The 18,984-nt window shown below is 64.2% G+C and carries 16 protein-coding genes; 4 read left to right on the plus strand and 12 right to left on the minus strand.

Annotated elements, in window-relative coordinates; translation table 11 throughout:
* Positions 1–4: 4 nt before the first annotated feature.
* Positions 5–874: a flagellar motor stator protein MotA gene (gene motA / locus IY145_RS04305; RefSeq protein WP_196407071.1), complete on the minus strand. Its 870-nt coding sequence runs from the start codon at positions 872–874 to the stop codon at positions 5–7.
* A gap of 156 nt (positions 875–1,030) precedes the next feature.
* Between motA and flgF the strand changes: the two genes are divergently transcribed.
* The 3 genes from flgF to IY145_RS04320 all read left to right on the plus strand — a co-directional run bounded on the left by flgF (position 1,031) and on the right by IY145_RS04320 (position 3,636).
* Positions 1,031–1,753, plus strand: a complete 723-nt coding sequence (gene flgF, locus IY145_RS04310) for a flagellar basal-body rod protein FlgF (protein ID WP_196407072.1) — start codon at positions 1,031–1,033, stop codon at positions 1,751–1,753.
* A complete protein-coding gene (gene fliI, locus IY145_RS04315) occupies positions 1,750–3,087 on the plus strand; it encodes a flagellar protein export ATPase FliI (protein ID WP_196407073.1) in 1,338 nt (445 codons plus the stop codon). The genes flgF and fliI overlap by 4 nt, the downstream gene beginning before the upstream one ends.
* Positions 3,088–3,189: 102 nt before the next feature.
* Positions 3,190–3,636, plus strand: coding sequence for a hypothetical protein (locus IY145_RS04320; RefSeq protein ID WP_196407074.1), 447 nt, complete (start codon positions 3,190–3,192; stop codon positions 3,634–3,636).
* Between the two features lie 27 nt (positions 3,637–3,663).
* On the opposite strand, the gene IY145_RS04325 is transcribed toward IY145_RS04320, so the two are convergent.
* Positions 3,664–4,212: a hypothetical protein gene (locus tag IY145_RS04325; RefSeq protein ID WP_196407075.1), complete on the minus strand. Its 549-nt coding sequence runs from the start codon at positions 4,210–4,212 to the stop codon at positions 3,664–3,666.
* Positions 4,213–4,462: 250 nt separating this feature from the next.
* Here IY145_RS04325 and IY145_RS04330 point away from each other — a divergent pair, with 250 nt between their 5' ends.
* Positions 4,463–5,647: a hypothetical protein gene (locus tag IY145_RS04330; protein WP_196407076.1), complete on the plus strand. Its 1,185-nt coding sequence runs from the start codon at positions 4,463–4,465 to the stop codon at positions 5,645–5,647.
* Between the two features lie 13 nt (positions 5,648–5,660).
* Here the strand turns inward: IY145_RS04330 and IY145_RS04335 are convergent, their stop codons facing one another.
* The 10 genes from IY145_RS04335 to IY145_RS04380 all read right to left on the minus strand — a co-directional run bounded on the left by IY145_RS04335 (position 5,661) and on the right by IY145_RS04380 (position 18,970).
* Positions 5,661–6,251, minus strand: a complete 591-nt coding sequence (locus IY145_RS04335) for a transglycosylase SLT domain-containing protein (RefSeq protein WP_196407077.1) — start codon at positions 6,249–6,251, stop codon at positions 5,661–5,663.
* Positions 6,199–7,206, minus strand: a complete 1,008-nt coding sequence (locus tag IY145_RS26310) for a flagellar hook-length control protein FliK (RefSeq protein WP_196407078.1) — start codon at positions 7,204–7,206, stop codon at positions 6,199–6,201. The genes IY145_RS04335 and IY145_RS26310 overlap by 53 nt, the downstream gene beginning before the upstream one ends.
* Positions 7,207–10,541: 3,335 nt before the next feature.
* On the minus strand, positions 10,542–11,702 hold the full coding sequence (locus IY145_RS04345) for a hypothetical protein (protein ID WP_196407079.1): 1,161 nt from the start codon (positions 11,700–11,702) through the stop codon (positions 10,542–10,544).
* Positions 11,699–12,808: a flagellar motor protein MotB gene (locus tag IY145_RS04350; RefSeq protein WP_196407080.1), complete on the minus strand. Its 1,110-nt coding sequence runs from the start codon at positions 12,806–12,808 to the stop codon at positions 11,699–11,701. The genes IY145_RS04345 and IY145_RS04350 overlap by 4 nt, the downstream gene beginning before the upstream one ends.
* The gene (locus IY145_RS04355) at positions 12,805–13,458 is read right to left on the minus strand and encodes a hypothetical protein (protein ID WP_196407081.1); all 654 of its coding nucleotides are present in this window, start codon (positions 13,456–13,458) and stop codon (positions 12,805–12,807) included. Before IY145_RS04355 ends, IY145_RS04350 begins: the two co-directional genes overlap by 4 nt.
* A complete protein-coding gene (fliF, locus tag IY145_RS04360) occupies positions 13,458–15,104 on the minus strand; it encodes a flagellar basal-body MS-ring/collar protein FliF (protein WP_196407082.1) in 1,647 nt (548 codons plus the stop codon). The genes IY145_RS04355 and fliF overlap by 1 nt, the downstream gene beginning before the upstream one ends.
* 142 nt (positions 15,105–15,246) lie before the next feature.
* The gene (locus IY145_RS04365; protein WP_196407083.1) at positions 15,247–16,158 is read right to left on the minus strand and encodes a flagellin; all 912 of its coding nucleotides are present in this window, start codon (positions 16,156–16,158) and stop codon (positions 15,247–15,249) included.
* 330 nt (positions 16,159–16,488) lie between these two features.
* Positions 16,489–17,400 carry a flagellin gene (locus IY145_RS04370; protein WP_196407084.1) on the minus strand — a complete coding sequence of 304 codons (912 nt, stop codon included), beginning with the start codon at positions 17,398–17,400 and terminating at the stop codon, positions 16,489–16,491.
* Between the two features lie 263 nt (positions 17,401–17,663).
* On the minus strand, positions 17,664–18,395 hold the full coding sequence (fliP, locus tag IY145_RS04375) for a flagellar type III secretion system pore protein FliP (RefSeq protein WP_196407085.1): 732 nt from the start codon (positions 18,393–18,395) through the stop codon (positions 17,664–17,666).
* The gene (locus IY145_RS04380) at positions 18,392–18,970 is read right to left on the minus strand and encodes a flagellar basal body-associated FliL family protein (protein WP_196407086.1); all 579 of its coding nucleotides are present in this window, start codon (positions 18,968–18,970) and stop codon (positions 18,392–18,394) included. Before IY145_RS04380 ends, fliP begins: the two co-directional genes overlap by 4 nt.
* Between the last annotated feature and the right edge of the window lie 14 nt (positions 18,971–18,984).

An 18,984-nucleotide genomic window follows, 5' to 3' on the forward strand; every position in this document is an offset into this window, starting at 1 on the left:
CCTATCACGCCGCCTCGGCCGCGCCGCCGGAAAGCGTCTCGTTCTCGACCTCGTCGATCGAGGGACGCTCATAAGAGGGAATGGACTTGCGCCCATGCTCGACTGCCACCTGCGGCATCGCGCCGTTCATGAAGGCGAGCAGCGTCTGCTTGACGATGACGTAGAGATGACATTCCTTGCTGCGCGCGACCTTGACCTTGAAGGCGAGCGGCGTGACGATGCCGTAGGAGACGAAGATGCCGGCGAAAGTGCCGACCATGGCGGCGCCGATGAGGCCGCCGAGCAGCTCCGGCGATTGATCCAGCGCGCCCATCGCCTTGATGACGCCGAGCACCGCCGCGACGATGCCGAGCGCCGGCAGGCCGTCGCCGACCGAGGTGAGCGCGTGATAGGGCTTCAGGCGGTCGTAGCGGATGGCTGCGATCTCTTCGTCCATCAGCGCCTCGATCTCGAAGGTGCGGACATTGCCGATGATGAAGAGCCGACAATAGTCGCAGATGAAGGTGGTCATCTCCTTGTTGGCGAGCACCTTCGGAAAAGCCGTGAAAATCTTCGATTCCGCAGGATTGTCGACATGCGCCTCGACCTCGTTGCGCGGCTTGCTGCGCAATTCGCGCATCAATGCGTGCAGCAGACCGAGTATATCGAGGAAGTCGCGATGCTTGGGGCCCTTGTCGAGAATCGCCTGGCCGAGCGCCTTGCCTGTGTCCATGATCACTTTCGTCGGATTGGCGACGACGAAAGTGCCGAGCGAGGAGCCCATGATGATCACGAACTCCCATGGTTGCCAGAGCACGATCAAATGCCCGCCGAGCGCGGCGAAGCCTCCGAACATGCATCCCATCGTGATGATAAGCCCGACGAAGAATCCCATGACGCCCGTCTCTCCCGATGGAATTTCATTAGAGGGATTAGAGAGCGTCGCTTGCGCGAAGCTGACATTTTCTTTCAGCTTCACGCAAGCAAGACAGGGCACTTTGGCTCATCGCGGCGGGGTGGAGCCGTCGCGTCGGCGCACGGACATTCGAACATGCAATCGGCCTTTTACGTCTCGCTCTCGGCGCAAGTGTCCGTCGACAAGCGGATGGAGACTCTCGCCAACAACATCGCCAATGCGGCGACGCCCGGCTATCGCGCCGACGGCGTGAGCTTTCAACAGGTCGTCTCCGCAACCGACACGAGCAAGGTCGCCTATGTGTCGGCCGGAAAGGATTTCATCTCGCGCGCCGTCGGCGAGCTCACCAAGACCGGCGATCCCTACGACATCGGCATAGTCGGCAATGGTTTCTTCGCGATTCGCACGCCAGAGGGGACCGCCTATACGCGCGACGGACGCATGCGCATGACCGACACCGGCGATCTTCAATCCGTCGCGGGATATCCTATTCTCGACGCCGGCAATTCGGCTGTCGTGCTCGATCCCAACGGTGGTCCGCCGATGATCTCGCGCGATGGAATGATCACCCAGAGCGGTCGGCAGATCGGCGCCGTCGGCCTCTTCGCCATCGACGAGACCGCCGAGCTGACCCGCGGCCCCAACGCCAGCATCATTCCGTCCAAGCCAGCGACGGCGGTGCTCGACTTCGTGCGCAACGGCGTGCAGCAGGGCTTCATCGAAAGCTCCAACGTCAATCCGATTCACGAAATGGCCAAGCTGATCGCCACATCGCGCGCTTTCGACAGCGTGAGCTCGATGAACGACATGCTCGACAGTTCGCAGCGCGAGGCCATTCGCACGCTCGGCGGCGCATGACATCGCTGCAACGTCTCCGCGAGGCGGTCGAGCGCCATCAGCGCCGCGCCGAGCATATTCGCGTTTTCGGCCTCGTGAGCGAAGTGACGCCGTCACATTGTCGCGTGAACGGTCTTTCGGATTTTGTCGAGCTCGGAGAATGCGTGCGTATCGGTTCGCCGCATGACGGCGCGCTGGGGCAGGTCGTGCGCGTCGGCAAGGATGGCGCGATCGTCAAATCCTTCGACAATCGTGTGCGCATCGGCCTCAACTCGCCGGCCTATCGCGCCGGCCCGATCGCGGTATCGCCCGATGTCGACTGGGCTGGACGCGTGCTCGACGCCTTTGGGCGTCCGATCGACGAGCGCGGCTCGCTGTCGGAAGGCGAAACGGCCTTCGACGTCGACGCTGCCGCGCCCAAGGCGATGCGCCGCGCCCGTGTCAGCGTCGCGGTGCGCACCGGCGTCAAGGCCGTCGACTGCTTCACGCCGATCTGCGCCGGGCAACGCATCGGCATTTTCGCGGGCTCGGGCGTCGGCAAATCGACTCTGCTGGCCATGCTAGCGCGCGCGCCAGGGTTCGACACTGTGGTCATCTGCCTCGTCGGCGAACGTGGTCGCGAAGTGCGGGAGTTTCTCGACGACGTGCTCGCCGGGCAGGCGAGCGAGTCGATCGTCGTCGTCGCGACCGGCGACGAGAGCCCGATGATGCGTCGCCTCGCGCCGCTCACCGCGACCACGATCGCGGAGTTTTTTCGAGACATCGGGCGCAATGTGCTGCTCATCGTCGATTCCGTCACGCGTTTCGCACATGCCTCGCGTGAAGTGGCGCTGGCCGCAGGCGAGCCGCCGGTCGCGCATGGCTACACGCCGAGCATATTCGCCGATATTCCGCGGCTGCTCGAGCGCGCCGGCCCGGGTGAGGAAGGGCGCGGATCGATCACCGGCGTCTATTCGGTCCTCGTCGACGGCGACAATCACAATGATCCGATCGCCGATTGCGTGCGCGGCACGCTCGACGGCCATATCGTGCTCGACCGCGCCATCGCCGAGCAGGGCCGCTATCCTGCGATCGATCTCAAAGCGTCGATCTCCCGCCTCGCCCATCACGCCTGGAAGCCCGAGCAGAGGCATCTCATTCAAAAGCTGCGCGCGCTCGTGTCGCGATACGAGGACACGCGCGACCTGCGCATGCTCGGCGGCTATCAGCGGGGAACCGACATCGAGCTGGATCAGGCGGTCCAGCTCGTTCCCAAGCTCTATGAGGCGCTGAGCCAGTCGCCGCAATCGCCGCCGAGCGTCGATCCGTTCCGCGAGGTCGCCGACAAGCTGCAAGGCGCCGCGGCGCACGGCTGAACGGGAGGCGGCTCCCGGCGCCGAAATCGCCGCCGGACTCCGGTCAACCAATCTTTCACTCCTTCGCGGTCATGATCCCGCCTCTGCCCTCGGCGCGGAACTATGACAGATTTTGCGACCATTCTCGACTGCCTGGAAAAAGCGTCCCGGCCAACGGAGCGCAACGCCGGGCCTTTGCGTCCCCCGCCTCTCGGGGCGATTTTGCGCGACGCGTCGCCTCCGGCGCCGCCGTCCGACGAAGATCGCGCGGCTCGTGTCTGCCGCGCCTATGGCGTCGATCACGCAAACGCGCAAGAGCGGCGGCCGGCGGAGCCGGAGCCGAAAGCGCCGCGGCTGCCGGACCGGGAGGACGTCCTCGCCGAGCTTTTGCGCGCCGAAGGCTCGCTCACGAAACTCGGCGCGCTGCGGCGGCGGCTCGCCTGGGCCTGCCACCCAGATCGACAAGAAAAGCTCCGCGCCAGACAGGCCGAACGATTGCTGGCGGAATTCAACGCCCAGATCGACCAGGCGGTCGCACGCGCGAAACCATACGCCAAAGGTCGGCGGTGAGCCGCCCCGATCAGCGCCCCGCCCCGATCAATTGCCGATGACGACGCCGCCTGCAGTGACGAGCGCCCATTTCTCGCCGCGACGCTCGAGCGCCATGACGCGGCCGAGCCCATCGACGAGATCGCCCGGCGAGACTTTGACGATCGCATTCGGCGTCTGCAGCAGAGCGACTCCGGATCGCACGCTGAGCAATGAAAAGCCTGGAACGCTCGCCTCCGATTGCGGCTCGCCGATCGAGCCGACGGGAGTGAAGTCGACCTTGCCGCGCTGATCGGCGATCTGGGTTTGAATGCGCTTGGCCGCGATGACCGTCGGGCGGCTATAGATCGCGAGATGCTCGAGCCCGGCGAATTGCGGACGGCGCTCCGCATCAGAGATCATATAGGCGGCAAACGCCGTGGAGACCACGGCGAGACCGACGCCGGCCGTGCGCAGCGCCGTCTCGCCGATCGCGCGCGCAGGGCGCGAGGGCGGCGTGCGGCGATCCGCGACGAGCGGCGGCGGCGCCATCCTCGGCGTCTTGATCGGCGGCGTGCGGCGCGTCGCATCGGGGCGAGATGTCGGAGCGTCAACCATGCGAACGTTCCTCGAATCGATGAACGAGAAATGAATAGCTCAAATTCGCACAAAGTTGAATCGCGGCGCGAAATTTAGACAAGCTTCGGGAAACGTTGAGTCGTTAGCTATCTCAACCGACGCGAGGCGCGCGTCGACGGCCGAGGTTCGTCGCCGGAGAGCGAGACAACGAACGAAATGGTCGAGTTCCGTTCGGCAATCGGAGCGGGCAGACGGTGAATTGATGCGTATCGACCGATCGTCGGATCCCATGAACACGTTACCGATCGGCCTGGCGAAACTGACGAGGCTCGCCTTCGCAGGCGTCGATCTGAGCCGCGTCGCCGGCCGCCTGCTCGGCATGTGCGAGCGCGACCCGAATCATGCGGGCGCGCTGATGGATCTCGCAGTCATCGACCAGCTCGAAGGAAATCTCGCGACCGGGTTGAAGCGCCAGGCGATGGCGCTGAGCAAGCAGCGCGTGTTTCGCAGCACCTGCTGCGGCGCCAATCCACGGCTACGCGTGCTCGCCTTCGTCGCCGCCGCGGACATCGGCGCCAACACGCCGCTCGAATTTCTTCTCGAAGGCTCCGACATCGCCTTGACGATGGTCTATGTGCTGCCGGGCCGCGACCTGCCGACCGAGCTGCCGGACCATGATCTCGCCTTTGTCGCGATCGCTGCGACGAGTTCGAACCGACGCTTGCTCGCCGAGCTCGAAGATATGCTCGCCTATTGGCCGACGCCGGTCGTCAATCTTCCGGGCCGCGTCTCCATGCTAGAGCCGATCGAGCTCGCCGCCAATCTGACGGAGGCGGGCCTGCGCACGCCCCATCTGCGGCGCGTGTTGCGCGGCGAGCTGGGCCTCGCCGCGAGATCGGAGGCCCTGGACTGGCGCTTTCCGCTCGTCGTCCGCCCCGTCGAACAACGCAATGAGCGCGGCGCAGAGAAGATCGACACGCCCGTAGGCCTCGGCCTCTACCTCGAAAAGCGATTGGATCGCTCCTATCTCGTATCGCCCTTCGTCGATTGCAGAGGGCAAGATGGCCTCTATCGAAAAATCCGCCTGCTCTTCATCGATCGCCGCCCCTACGCCTGTCACCTCGCCGTGTCGGAAGGCTGGAGCGGCTCCTATGTCGAAGCCCGAATGGAGGTCGACATGCGGCGGCGACTGGAGGAGGAACGCTTCTTTGCGACCTTCGACACCGAATTCGTGACGCGCCACTCCGATACATTCGAGACGCTCGTCGAATGCGTGGGCCTGACTTATTTCGGCGTCGATTGCGCGGAGACAGAGAGCGGCGAGCTGATCGTCTTCAAGGTCGATCATACGCTGCTGGTCCATGACATGGATCCGGTCGACGTCTTTCCCTACAAGCCTCCGCAGATGCGCAAGATCTTCGACGCTTTCGCATCCTATCTGCATCGCGCCGCGGGCGAGGTCGAACGACGCTGACCGCCCGCCGCGCTCAGCGCGACGCGGCCTCCCGGCGCGGACGGCAGAATTCCCGCGAGGCGTCGGTCCAGGCGCCGAAGCCGCTGGCGATCATATTCGCGATGACCGAGCACACATAGGTTTTTTGCGCCAGCGCATTGTTGGGCCCGGCGTGATAGCGCGCGACGGCGGCCGTCCAGGTTCCCTCCCGCTTATGCAGATCCTTGAGGAAACGCGCCGCGTAATCGACATTGGCGCGTGGATCGAACATCGCCTCCACGCTCGCGAATCTCGCGCCGTGATAATGATGATTGACCTGCATGCAGCCGATGTCGATGAGCACGGCGCCGGATCGCCTCGCCGCGAGAAAGCGCATCATCGCCTCGCGAAAATCCGAGCTGAAGACCGCGCGTCCTTGCACATTCATCGCGAAGGCGTTGAGCGCGCCCTTCTGCCCCGTCTCGGTGAGCGCCACGGCATAGAGCACCGCGAGAGGGACCGCATTCTCATTCGCAGCGCGGATCATCTCCCTTTCGCAAATATTGGAGGTCCGCCCGCCCTCGGCTCGCGCCTCACAGATAGACGTCGCCGCCACGACGATCAGCGACCCGCCGAGTCTCGCCATTCGACCCAGGCTCGTTGGTCTCGCCGCCGGCGCCTTGCCTGCGATCTCCCCCCTGTCCGCCATAGCCCGCTCCCTGTCGACCGACGCTTTGCTCGTCGCGACCGGCTCCCGCTCCGCCCGATTGCGCAAAGCCAGCTCCGCTATCGGGCGTCGCTTGCGCATTGCCGCCGTCCGCAGCGTTCTGTGCGATCTGGATCGTGCAGGAATCGACGGAACAGCCGGACGATTGCATCGCCTCGACGAGCTGATCCCGCGTCGAGTCGAGGCGCCGGAGCGCCTCCGTCGATGCGACGCTGATGTGCATATCGATGCCCGAATGCGCCAGCTTCATTTTGACGACGACCGCGCCGAGCGTCGCCGGCTCGAGCTCGATCGTCAGAATTTTTGGCGCGACGCTCTGACGTTGCGCTTCGACGCCGGGAGCCGTGATGGCGGCCGCGGACGGCGCAGCGCGCGTCATGGAAGCGGTGGCGATGAGGCTTCGCGCCTGCGGCGCGAGTAGTTCCGCGAAAGCCGACGGCAATTGCGTCGGAGGAGCGAGAATGGCGAGCGTTCCGATCGGCTCCGGCGCGGCTTCCGTTCTCGACGCCTCGTTCGCCGAAGCGTCGCTCGCCGCCGCGGAGATATTCATAGCGTCGAGCGGCGCGTCCGCAGGAGCGCGGACATTGTCCCGCGTCTCGAAAATCGCGGGCGTCGCGTCGATAGAGGACGCTTGTCGTCCACCCGTCTGCGCGACAGGGTGGCTGTCCGATCCGCGAACGCCATTCGACAAAGAAGCGACGTCGACGCCGCGAGCGACCGCTGGCGGTTCGGCGATAGCGGGAAACGAATCGAAAGACCCCGCAGCTGCGCGATCTCGAGTCGGCGCGGCGACAACCGTCGCCGCAACCGAGGCGTCGATGGAGCGCTCAGTCGCCCGCGGCGTGTTGTCGAGGGCGACGTTCGAGGCCGCCACGGCTGACTCCGAAACCCGGAGGGCCGATTGCTGTCGCGCGAACTCCTGCGCCGTGCTCGACTCCACGACACTCGGAGCGCTAGGAGGCTCGGCGCGTGATGCGGAGGAGATGCGTCGCCCGTTATCGCCGCCTGGCGCCGACGGCCCCCATCCATTCGATGGCTGCGGATCGGACATGGCGACGGCGATCGAAGACTCCGTGAGTGGTGGACGCCGTTCGTCCGCAGAGCGGACGACGGTCTCGACGAAAGAGGATCGGTTGATCGGCGCGATCGGATCGGACACCGCGCTCGCAGACGCTCCGCCTCGCGTCGGTATCGTAAACGCCTCCGATACCGGCGGCGTCTCGATCGGCGCCGAGCGTCGAGTAGCGACGCCGGAATCCGTCGACGCCGGATCGTCGATCCTGGCGCGTTCCGCGACAGCAGCCGGACGCGCCGATGCTTCCCATTGCGGCTCCGCGGAGACCGCATCCTCTGGCGCAGCGATCGCCGCACCCGCGACCGCATCTGCGAATGAAAGACCCGGCCGCGCTTCGTCTGCAGCCGATCGCGCATAATCCCCCGTCGACGCGCGAATGGCGCCGCTCGATGCGCCACGCAGATCGAAAGGCGCCGGCGCCGATCCGGCGCGAGCTGTTGCGGCATAGGGCGTCGAAGAGCCGACGTCGTATTGCGCTGCCGGCGCGACAAAGTCCTGCCTCTGAGCGGGAGCCGATCCCGCGTTGGCCGATACGCTCCGCGGCTCGAAGGTCGAGCTCTGGCGCTCCTCACGAGCAGCGGCTGCATCGGGCGTGGAAGCCGCCGCCGCGCCAGCGCGCAGCGTCGATGAGCGATCATCAGTCGAAATCCCAGAGCTCGCAGCGACGCGAGTCTGCGCCGATGCGTCGCTCCGCAGGTCATAGGGCGAGAATCCGTCTCCGCCCGCAGCCGCTTCGGCGCGCAGAATCGAAATACGTTCATCACGCGAGATCGCAGGGCTCACAGCGGTCTGCGTCGGCGCCGATGCAGGCGCGGTCGCAGCGCTTCCACCGCTCCGCAGATCGAACGGCAAGAACGCGCTTGCCCCTTGGTCGAAGTTCGCGCGCCCTATGGTCTCTGGAACGTCGAGCGAAGGCGTCGGATTTCCTGAATCCCGCATCTGCGCCCAATCAGGAACCGACGAAGACGAGAGGCTCCGCAAATCGAATGGAGTGAATGCGCTTTCCTCATGAACCATATCGGCGCGCCGCGTCGACGACCAAGGCTCGGGCGAACCCGCCGGGCTCGCACGTTCCTGCGTCTGAACCGAAGATGGCGCAACTTGCGACGCAGCGACGCGCTGCGCCATAGCCGCGGCGTCAGCCTCTGGGGCGGACGCCCGAAAATCCTGGCTCTGCGTCGGAGCCGCGACCATCGTTGTCGACGCATTCTGCAGATCGAATGAAGCAATTGTGTTTCGTTCGCGAGAAGCGTTCATATTATTCGCCGAGGACGCGACATCGGCCGGGATCGCTGCGCTCGTCGCCGCCAGTGTCCGAGGCGGGACGGCGGAGGTCGTTGGCGCGGATGCTTCGCTAGCCGGATTGGCTGACCAGACTACGCCATCGAATGACGGTATGGAAGGCTCGACAGTCTGCGCTCGAGCCGCAGCCGATATGCTCCGCCGGTCGACTGCGGAGACCAGTCCTCCGTCATCCAATTGCGCTGCACGCAGCGTCGAAGGCGCTGCATCGAACTCCTGTCGAGGAGCCGAAGCGGAAACCGTCGCTGGTGACACGCTTTGCAGTTCGAACGAGGAGACCGCGCGGTCTCGTGTTGTCGCCGCGAAAGTCGCCTCGCTGGACGATATCCGATCCGATGGCGACCTTTCGAGCGCTTTCGCCGGCGTCGGCGAATTCGTCTCGGTCGTTCGTCGATCGTCGTATGACACTGCGGATGTCCGATCGGCGCCGTCGACGCTCGACGCAACTCCGCGATCGACCGTGAACGCCGCGCTCTGCCCGCCACCGGACGGCATTCCACCACGCGCATCGGCGTTCGAACGGCCGCTCGGAACAACTACGACTTCAGAGTGAGCGACAGGATCGCTGAAGGCGGCGGCAGACGCTCTGGAGGTTCCGACCTCGACATGGACGTCGCTCGCGCGTGATGACGTCGAACCTTGCGCCGACGGATCGGCGGACGCCGGGATCGCCGTGACCCATGCCGATTGCCGCGCGACGTCGGCGCTCCGATCGACGGTCTCGATCGGCGACGACTCGGCTTCGTCGATATCAGGCGCGCGCCAAATCGCAGCATCGCCGATGAATGCCGTCGCTGCGAGCGGCTCTCGCGCCGCCGTGCTCGAAGACGGCAGAGCCGCGACCTGCGCGACCGAAGCGCCGCCCAAATCCGCGGTCGTGGCGACATCGACTTCTTCGACGCCAGTCGAAGCAGAGTCGCGCTCTCTCGAGCTTGCGATGTTCGTCGAGGGCGCGACTGCGATCCGAGCGAATGCCGAATCGTTCTCACGTCTCGAAAGCGTCGTCGCGGAAAACGTCGAAGTCGCAGACTCGGGCGAAGGCCTATTCGACCTCGGCGGCTCGGTCGAGGGTTGCGCCGATGCGACAGGTGATCGTCTCGAGGCGACGTAGGAAATCACACCCGGCGCCTGCGCCGAGCGTGTCGTTGCATTCGACGTCGAAGCCACGGATAGGCCGACGCTCGAAGGGAGAGTCTGTCCGCTGACGTCGTGAGTGGATTGCCGCGACGAAGCTAGATCTGGCGTCGTCGCCTGCGGAGCGTCGAGCGACGATCGTGACGTAGCCGCCGTCGTCCCAGTCGAGCCACGGCGATCATCGTCGACGGCGCCCATATTGCTCGCAAATGTGGACGGCGAAGGCGAGATCGCGGCGGCCGACGGAGCGTATCCATCGGCGACCTGCGCGCCGCCTTCGATTTGCATCGCGCTCCCCTGGCCGCCATTCGGCGCAGGATCGCCCGTCGAGGCAACGGATTCGATTCGGGATGGGGCCGGGCGCGGATTCGTGGATGGCGGCCAATTCAAGTCGAAGACCGGGACAGCGACGAAAGCTTGCATCGTGGACGGCGGATTGCTCGTCGCGTCGGCGACGGCCGCATCATCGGCGGCCGGCCGCTGGTGGGGATGTTCGTCGGAGGCGGCGATCGTCGCGGCCGAGGAAGCGGCGGACGCGGCGCGAGCGGTGGGAGCGCTCCGATCGTCGAGATCGGAGAGAAGCGAAGCGAATTGGCGTCCATCCGCGCCGTCCGAGTCGCGTTGGCCCTGCGAAGCCGCGTCGGTCTGATGGCCGAGCAGACGCCCAGTCGCCAGATTGGAGAAAAGTGCGTCGAGTGTCATCGGCGCGTCGCCCGCTGAAGCAGCGCGTCGGCGTCGCCCAACGCCTGACGTGCGGAACGCTCGACCGTCGAATCGGATCGCGCCTCCTCGGACTCTGGCGTCGCTGGCGCGGCGGAAGACACTCCGTCCGAGGCGCCCTGAAGACGGCCGATCGCGGCGATCACGATATTGCGCACCTCGATGTCGGCCGAAGGCAAAATCCGCGAGTCGATTTTTTGAAACTCCGCCTCGGCCGTCTCGAAGTCGCCGGAAAGACCGGCGAGCGCGGCGCGATAGAGCTCGACGCGCGCGCGCCCGGCAGGGGAATCGACGAGCGGTCCGGCATATTGCGTTTCAGTCGTCGCCAAAGCGACACGGCCATTGAGAATGGCGTTACGGGCGACGCTCATATGTGTCTCGAAGCGCAGGCCTGGCGACGCGCCCTTCAGCATCGCTCGAAATTCTCCGAGGCGAGGATTGTCGCCGATAGCGGCGGCGCGCAAAGTCGCGGCGCGCATTTCATCCCAATAATTTCGAGAGAAAGGCGACTTTGCGTATTGCGCCCCATAGCGGCGACCGAGCACCAGAAATTTATTCGGATCCTGGCCCACGTCGACGATCGACATCTCGCGACGCAAGGCCGCCTCCTCGACGAGCGAACTCGGCATCAGCAGACGCGCGAGATCGAACAAATCGCGCGCCTTCGCCTTATCGGAGGCAATCAGCAATCCGCCCTGTATCAGCGCCAGATGCGCAGCGAGCGTGTCGGTGAGGGCTCGCGCGTCGATCGGCGCCAGCAGCTTGGCGGCGTCTTCGCTACGTCCTTCGGCATAGGCGACAGCGCCCGCGACGAGCCGCGTGTCGGTTTCTGGAATGAGATGCGCATCGAGGACTTTGCGGATGGAGCGGGACGGGCCGCCGCAGAACAAAAAGATCGCCGCAGCCGCGGAGTTGCTCTTTTCTTTCCACGCCTCGCCGTCGAGGGACGCCACGATCTGCTCGATGCGCTCGATCTGCGCGGGGATCGCGCCGCGCGCGCCCGCAGCGCCTTGCACCATCGACCCTTGCAGCGTGTTGAGCGCCCTCACCTGCTCGGTGAGCTCTCCCGCTTCGGCGCCGGACGCGAGACGAATAATCAGGCCGATCGCCAAAATGACGACTTGCGCGGAATTCCTCAACGTTCGCTCCTGCGCAGCAAGATTTCGATGCGGCGATTGACCGCTCCGAGCGGCTCCTTTGGCGTCTTCAAGCGCCGGTCGGCGTAGCCCGCGATCTTCACCACGCGCTTTTCCGGAAAGCCGCCGCGCACGAGCATGTAATAAGCCATGTTGGCGCGATCCGAGGAGAGGCGCCAATTGTCGTAGGTCGCCGATTTATAGGAGCGTCCGTCCGTATGTCCCCGCAGTTCGATCTCGCCGCTCTGCTTGGCCAAGAGCTGGCCGATCTGACCGATGATGCGCACCGCCTGCGGCCGCGGTTCGACGGAGCCGACCGCGAACATGGAGAAATTGGCGTCGTCGGTGAGGCTGATCAGCAACCCCTCCGAGGTCTCCGCGACTTCGACATGGGGCGCGGCGCGCAATGCGCCGCTCTCGGCCTTGACGAGCTTCTCCACCGCAGTCTTCATGCTCGCGGACGAAATGTCGCCCTTCTTGTCCTCGACGGACGGCGGAGCCGCGAGCGCCGAACGCGGGGGTTGCGCCGAAGCTTTGCCGTTGCTCTGCGGGGTCGACGGCGCCGGCTTGGCGCGCGGGCCCTCCACCTGCTCCACCGACGTCGCTTTGTCGGGCGAGCCATTGTCCTCGATGCGCTCGTCCACATAGCCGACGCCATGAGCGCTGCGATCGAAAGGATCGCCGAAAGACGAAGGTTGCGCAGATTTTCTGTCGATCTCGTCGAGCGTCGTCATCGGATCATAGAGAAGCGCGGCCTCGCGCTGCGGACTGTCCTTCTCCGAAGGGGTGGGCGGCGCAACGGCCGTCGCGCCCTTGTCCGGAGCCGTGCTGGGTTGTTGGCTCTTGCCCTGGCCGGCCTCCGCCGGATCACGCAGCCCCTTATGCGCGGGATTGGAGTCGATGAGCTGAACCGGGTTGAAATATTGGACGATCGCCGCCTTGGTTTCTTTCGACGTCGAATTGATGAGCCACATCACCAGAAAAAAGGCCATCATAGCCGTCATGAAGTCCGCGAATGCGAGCTTCCAGACGCCGCCGTGATGACCCTCCTCCTCCTCGCCGTGCTTCTTGCGGATGAAGATGATCTCGCTTTCCTCGTGATCGCTCATGCGGCGTCATCTCCTTCGCGCAGCTGCGCCATCCATTCGCCGAGGCGCGTTTCGATCGTCGTCGCGTCGAGTCGTGCGCGCACATCGGCGCCTCCGACATCGTCGATCCTGGTGGCGATATCCTCGCCATGCAATTTCGTGCAGATCGCTTCGAGCAGATCCACCGGCCCACTCAAGTGAACGACGGGATTTTCGTGATCGACGAGCAGGATCCGCAAAGTCTCGAGGAGGCCGACGAGCATCTGCTCGCGAATTTCGCGCACGACGAATGGCTCGAGGATTTTTTCGACATCGTCGCCGATGCGCGCGGAAAAGCGGCCGAGCGCATCGCGAAAGTCGCGACCTAGCCGCTCCCCTTCCTCGCGCGCCCAACGCCGGCGCTCCTCCTCCAGCCTCTGCGCGAAGGCTGCGCGCTCTCGCTCGATCTTCGCGTCACATTCGGCTTTCGCCGAGTCGCGTCCTTCCTCGAGCAATTGCTCGCGCAGCTCATCTGTGAGGGCCGGCAGCGGGTCTTCCGCGGGCTCGGCCGCCACAATCTCGGGCTCGAGCTCCGGCTCATCGAAAGCGATTGGAAGCGGGAGCGGCTCCGGCGCGATGATCTTCGGCCCTTCGTCGAAGCGTGGCAGATAGAAGGCGACCGAGCGCGCCATCAGACGCGTCCCTCCGCATACATCCACTGCTTCAGTATGGCCACGGCCTGCATCTCATCGGCTTCGATCAATTGCTCTAGCCGCTTCTGCTGGGTGAACTTCTCTTGATTTGCGATATCTTCGATGAGCCCAGTGTCGACGGCCGCCGCCATGGTGAACTCCGGCGCTTCGAGCGGCGTGAAGGGCAATTCGACGGCGTTGTCGATGTCGAGCATCGATGCGGTGTCATCGGCAATGGCGGTCGGCGCCTCGGCGAGCAAGGCGCGCGTCGCCGGACGCAGGCCGAAAATGACGAGCATCACGGTGACGGCGATCAGCGCGAGGGCGTTGATAACGGAGCCGAGCTGATGGGTGAGCGCGTCGGCCCAGCCCGGCGCCTCGACCGGGCCCATGTCGTTCTCGTTCGGCATGAATTCGACGGCGGAGACCTTGACTGTATCGCCGCGCTCCTTGTGCAGCCCCGCGGCCGTGGAGACCAATTGCTCGATCTCCTTGATCTGGCGCTCGACGGCTTCGGACTTCGGCGCATCCTTGCCGACGCCGCCGAGGCTCGCGCGATTGACCAGCACGGCGATCGAAATATTCTCGACCGTATAGCCGCCGCTGACCGTGGTGATGGTCTTGGACGACAACTCGAAGTTGGTGAGCTCTTCGTTCTTCTTGTTCTCGTCGTTGGACTGCTTGCCCTCGGAGGCGGCCGGCTTATTGTCCTGCGGGATGTTGCGGTCCGCGCCAGCGGCGCCGGTCGTGCTGTTGTTCTGCGAGGTGGAGTTCTCTTTGACGACGCGCACCGATCGTTCGACCCGCGATTCCGGATCGAAAATCGTCTCATTGGTCTGCTTGCGATCGGTGTTGATGCGCGTTCGCACGCTGACCTGGAAATTCGACAAGCGAAGATAAGGCGTGAGCGTCCGGCGTATATTGTCCTGTATGTCCTTGGCGACTGTGCGCTCGAGCGTCAGCGTCTTGCCGGGAACGGCGTCGTTCTCGTCTCCTTCGGACGTGGTCAGCAGCATGCCGTCGGTGTTGAGTACGGTCACCTGATCGACATTCATTCCGGGAATAGAGGCGGCGACGAGATGCCGAATGGCGTGAGCCGCTTTCGAATCATCCGGGCTCTCGGTGCGAATGACGACCGAGGCGGACGGCGGCTGCTTGGCGCGACGAAACGAACCCTCGTCGGCGAGCACGATATGGACTCGCGCCGCCTTCACGCCGCGAATCAGCTGGATGGTGCGGGCGAGTTCGCCTTCGAGCGCGCGTATGCGCGTCACCTCCTGCATGAACGACGTGAGGCCCAGCGATCCGACCTTGTCGAAGAGCTCGTAGCCGGCGTTGGAGCTCTGCGGCAGCCCTCGTTCGGCGAGCATCATGCGGGCTTGCGCCGTCTGGCCATAATGTACCGAGACGGCGTTGCCCTCTGGATTGATATCGAAGGGAGTGCCGCTCGATTTCAATGCGGCGCCGATGCGACTCACATCTTCGCGATCGAGGCCCGCGTAGAGCACTTCGAAATTCGGCCGCGAAAGATAATAGGCCCCGACCCCGGTTACCGCCAGGACGAGGACAAAGATCATAGCGAGGGCGGCGAGCTTGCGGGGACCAAGTCCGAGCAGATTGTCTCGCAGCTGATTCAGGCGGTCCATAGGGGGCGTTTCATCGGGTTGACGCGATGTGGAGCCCCAATGTGCCTGCGGTGGCTTGCGCGAACTTTGCCGTCGCTCTCAATTCACATAATCGAGGGTCTCGCCGCCAGCGGCGAAACCCTCGCTCGGATCACCGACTGGCTCACTGGAAGAGCTTGAGGATGATCTGGCTGTTCTGATTGGCGATCGACAGGGACTGGACGCCGAGCTGCTGCTGCGTCTGCAGCGCCTGCAACCGCGTCGAGGCCTCGTTCATATCTGCGTCGACCAGCGAGCTCACGCCATTGGTGAGCGCTTCGTTCAACGTCTTCACAAAAGCGGCCTGACCCGTGAGCGTCGTCTGCGTCGCTCCGATCTGCGCGGCGTATTTGGTGAGGTCGGAGATCGCCTTGTCTGCGTTGGTCAGCGAGTCTGTGATGACCGCAGTCGAGGCGACATCGGTAGCCGACAAATTGGTCAAATCGGTCGCGGCCGTTGCGCCCGTGCCCTGAGCGACTTCGAGAATGCCGGCTCCGGCGGCGACGGCCGGCGACGCGCCGCCACCGCCGATCAATGCGGTCGCGGTGAGATTGATCGTGTTCAGAGCGGACGCCGTGGAGCCGCCTCCGTCGGTGTAGGAGGCGATAAAAGCGAAGGACGCCTGCGAACCATCCAGAATATTGAGGCCGTTGAAACTCGCGGAGGCGACGATGCTCTTGAGCTGATTGCTCAATCCGGTGAGACTCGTGCCGATCTTGGCGGTGTCGGCGCCGGGCTGCGCCGCTTGCGCGACGGCCGATTTGATGTTGTTGAGCACCGAGATCGCATTGGTGACTGCGGTCTGGGCGATGTTGAGAAGGGACGAGCTCACCGCCATCGAATCGCCGATCGTCGACAGCACGCCCTGATCGGACTTCATCGTCTCGGCGATCGACCAAGTGGAAGCGTTGTCGGTGGCGCTCGAAATCTTGAGACCCGTCGAGACTTCCTTCTGCGTGGTCGCAAGCGCATGCTGCGTCGACCGAAGCGATTGAAGGGCCGTGATAGCCGAGGGGTTAGTGAGAATGCTGGACATGACTCATCGATCCCTTTTGGGGTGAAACTAGTGACGAAAGGCATCCCGGAATTTCACCGGCTCGACGGAAACGGCATCATGCCTTTGGGCTGTGAAGCCCTATCCGAAGCAATCATCGGCGGAGCGCCGCCACATCGCGGGAGCCAATCCACTCGACGACCCGTCGAAGTCCATCGGGACTCGACGGCTACAGCACAGCCTGCATGGTGGTTAACCTAACTAGATAACCTTAATAAAGGTCTAAACGAGCAAAGCCTTCGCGGCGCGCGAACAACAAAAAAGCCGCGCCCCGAAGGGCGCGGCTTCTTTCCGAAATCGGGGAGTGGCGGATTACTGGAACAGGCGCAGGATGATCTGGCTGTTCTGATTGGCGATCGACAGCGACTGGACGCCGAGCTGCTGTTGCGTCTGCAACGCCTGCAGGCGCGTCGAAGCTTCGTTCATGTCGGCGTCGACGAGCGAGCTGACGCCGGCCGTCAGACTTTCATTCAGTGTCTTGACGAAGGCGGCCTGTCCATTGACGCTGGTTTGCGTCGCGCCGATCTTCGACGCATATTGCGTCAGATCCGCGATCACCTTATCGGCGTTCGACAGTGTGTCGGTGATCGTCGCGCTCGAGGCGACATCGGCGGAGGAGAGGCTGGTGAAGTTCGTCGCCGCAGTGGCGCCGGTGCCCTGAGCCACCTCCAATATGCCGGCGCCGGCAGCAACCGCCGGAGAGGCGCCGCCGCCGCCGATCAGCGCGGTCGCGTTGAGATTGATTGTGTTGAGCGCCGAGGCCGCGGTGCCGCCTCCGTCGCTATAGGACGCGATGGAGTTGAAGGTGCTGCGAGAACCGTCGAGCAGATTCAACCCATTGAAATTCGCCGAGCTGACGATGCTCTTGAGCTGATCGCTGAGGCCCGTGAGGCTGGTGCCGATCTTCGCCGTGTCCGCGCCGGGCTGAGCGGCCTGCGCGACGGCGGACTTGATGTTGTTGATGACCGAAATGGCGTTGGTCACCGCCGCCGTGGCGACGTTGAGCACCGAGGAGCTGACCGACAGAGAGTCGCTGATCGTCGAGAGAACTCCCTGGTCGGATTTCATCGTCTGAGCGATCGACCAGGTGGAGGCATTGTCGGTGGCCGATGAAATCTTCAGGCCCGTCGAAATCTCCTTCTGGGTGGAAGCGAGAGACGACTGGACCGAGCGCAGCGACTGCAGAGCGGTGATGGCGGAGGCGTTGGTCAAGATGCTGGACATGACTCGTCGATCCTTGGATGAGGTGAACGCGACATCCCGGAAATTCACCGGCTCGACGGAAACGGCATCATGCCTTGGGCGCCCTGCCCTATCCGAAGAACTCTGTCGACGGCGCGCCTGCGGTCTCGCGTAGCCGCGCCGGACAATCGGATATTACACTGAGGGCGAAGGAACGCCACAAATCGCAGAAAATGCGATTAATGAAGGCCTAACAGGGCCTTGGAGCCGCGATACGCGGCTTCGGGCGCCGTCTCGAAACGTGGTCAGGAGTAGGATCGAATGAGACTGCCGACGAGCAGATTCCAGCCGTCGATGAGAATGAAGAACAATACTTTTATGGGCAGCGAAATGGCCGTGGGCGGCAGCATCATCATGCCCATCGACATGGTGATCACGGCGACGATCATGTCGATGACGAGGAACGGCAGGACAATGAGAAATCCTATCTCGAATCCGCGGCGCAGCTCGGAGATCATGAAGGCCGGGGCGAGCACCTGAAGACCGAGCTTGTCATAGTCTCCGGTCGTCGCTTTGTCCTTCACGAGGTTCTCGAACAGCTTGATGTCCTTGTCGCGCACATTGGCGATCATGAAGCGCCGAAACGGCTGCGAAATCTTCTCGAACGCCTCGACCTCGGTGATTTTATTGTCCATCAATGGCCTCAGCCCGTCCTTCCAGGCCGCGTCGAAGGTCGGCGCCATGACATAGAAGGTCATGAACAAGGCGAGGCTGATCAAAACGAGATTGGCCGGCGTGCTCTGCAACCCCAATCCGCTGCGCAGGAACGATAGCGCGATGGCGAAACGAGTGAAGCTCGTCACCATGATGAGCAGCCCCGGCGCGATGGAGAGGACCGTCAATATGACGACAAGCTGAACGATCCTCCCGCTCGCCGCCCCCCCTCCGGAGGGCAGCAGAGCATTCAGGTCGAACCCCTGCGCGACCGCGGCGGTCGGCAGCAGCAAGAGAAGGACGATTGCGGCCCAGCGCTTCATTGAACGACCAGCGCTTGAATGATGACCTCCTGAATATGCCCCTCGGAACGGATCGACGCCCGATCGGTCAGATCTTCGTGCAGACGCCGCAGACCGTCGGAACCCTCGAGAGACGCGAGCGTCATCGTCCGCAGGAAAGCGACGATGTCGGCGGTCACCTGCGAGATCAATATGTCTGGTTGCGGCACCGCCTGAGAATCGTAAACGATCGAGGCCTGAAGTCGCACCCATCCGGTCTCCGGGGTGGCGAGATTAGTGACGATCGGCGCGAGCTCCTTGAGCTTCATCTTCGCCTGGGGGCCCTCCTTCGCAGCGCCCTCGCCGGGCGCCGCGGCACCATGTCCGCCATGTCCTTTGTCGGCCTGCTCCGCGCCCTTTTTCGGCGCCATGCTCTCATGCTGCAGCGGCTCGACGGCCGGCGGCTTGCCGGCGGCGGCCGGGTCGCCCGTCAATGTGAAGCCCAGGAAGCCGCCGCCGCCGGCGCCCATCGCCGTCGCGACGATGAGCGCGAGCGCCAGCTGCCCAGAGGACGAAGCTTGCGGTTCGGCGGCGGTGGAGCCAGGCGGCGCGGCCACGATCCCTTCCTCTC

Origin of the sequence: Methylosinus sp. H3A, from assembly GCF_015709455.1 — a bacterium.
Lineage (GTDB): Bacteria > Pseudomonadota > Alphaproteobacteria > Rhizobiales > Beijerinckiaceae > Methylosinus.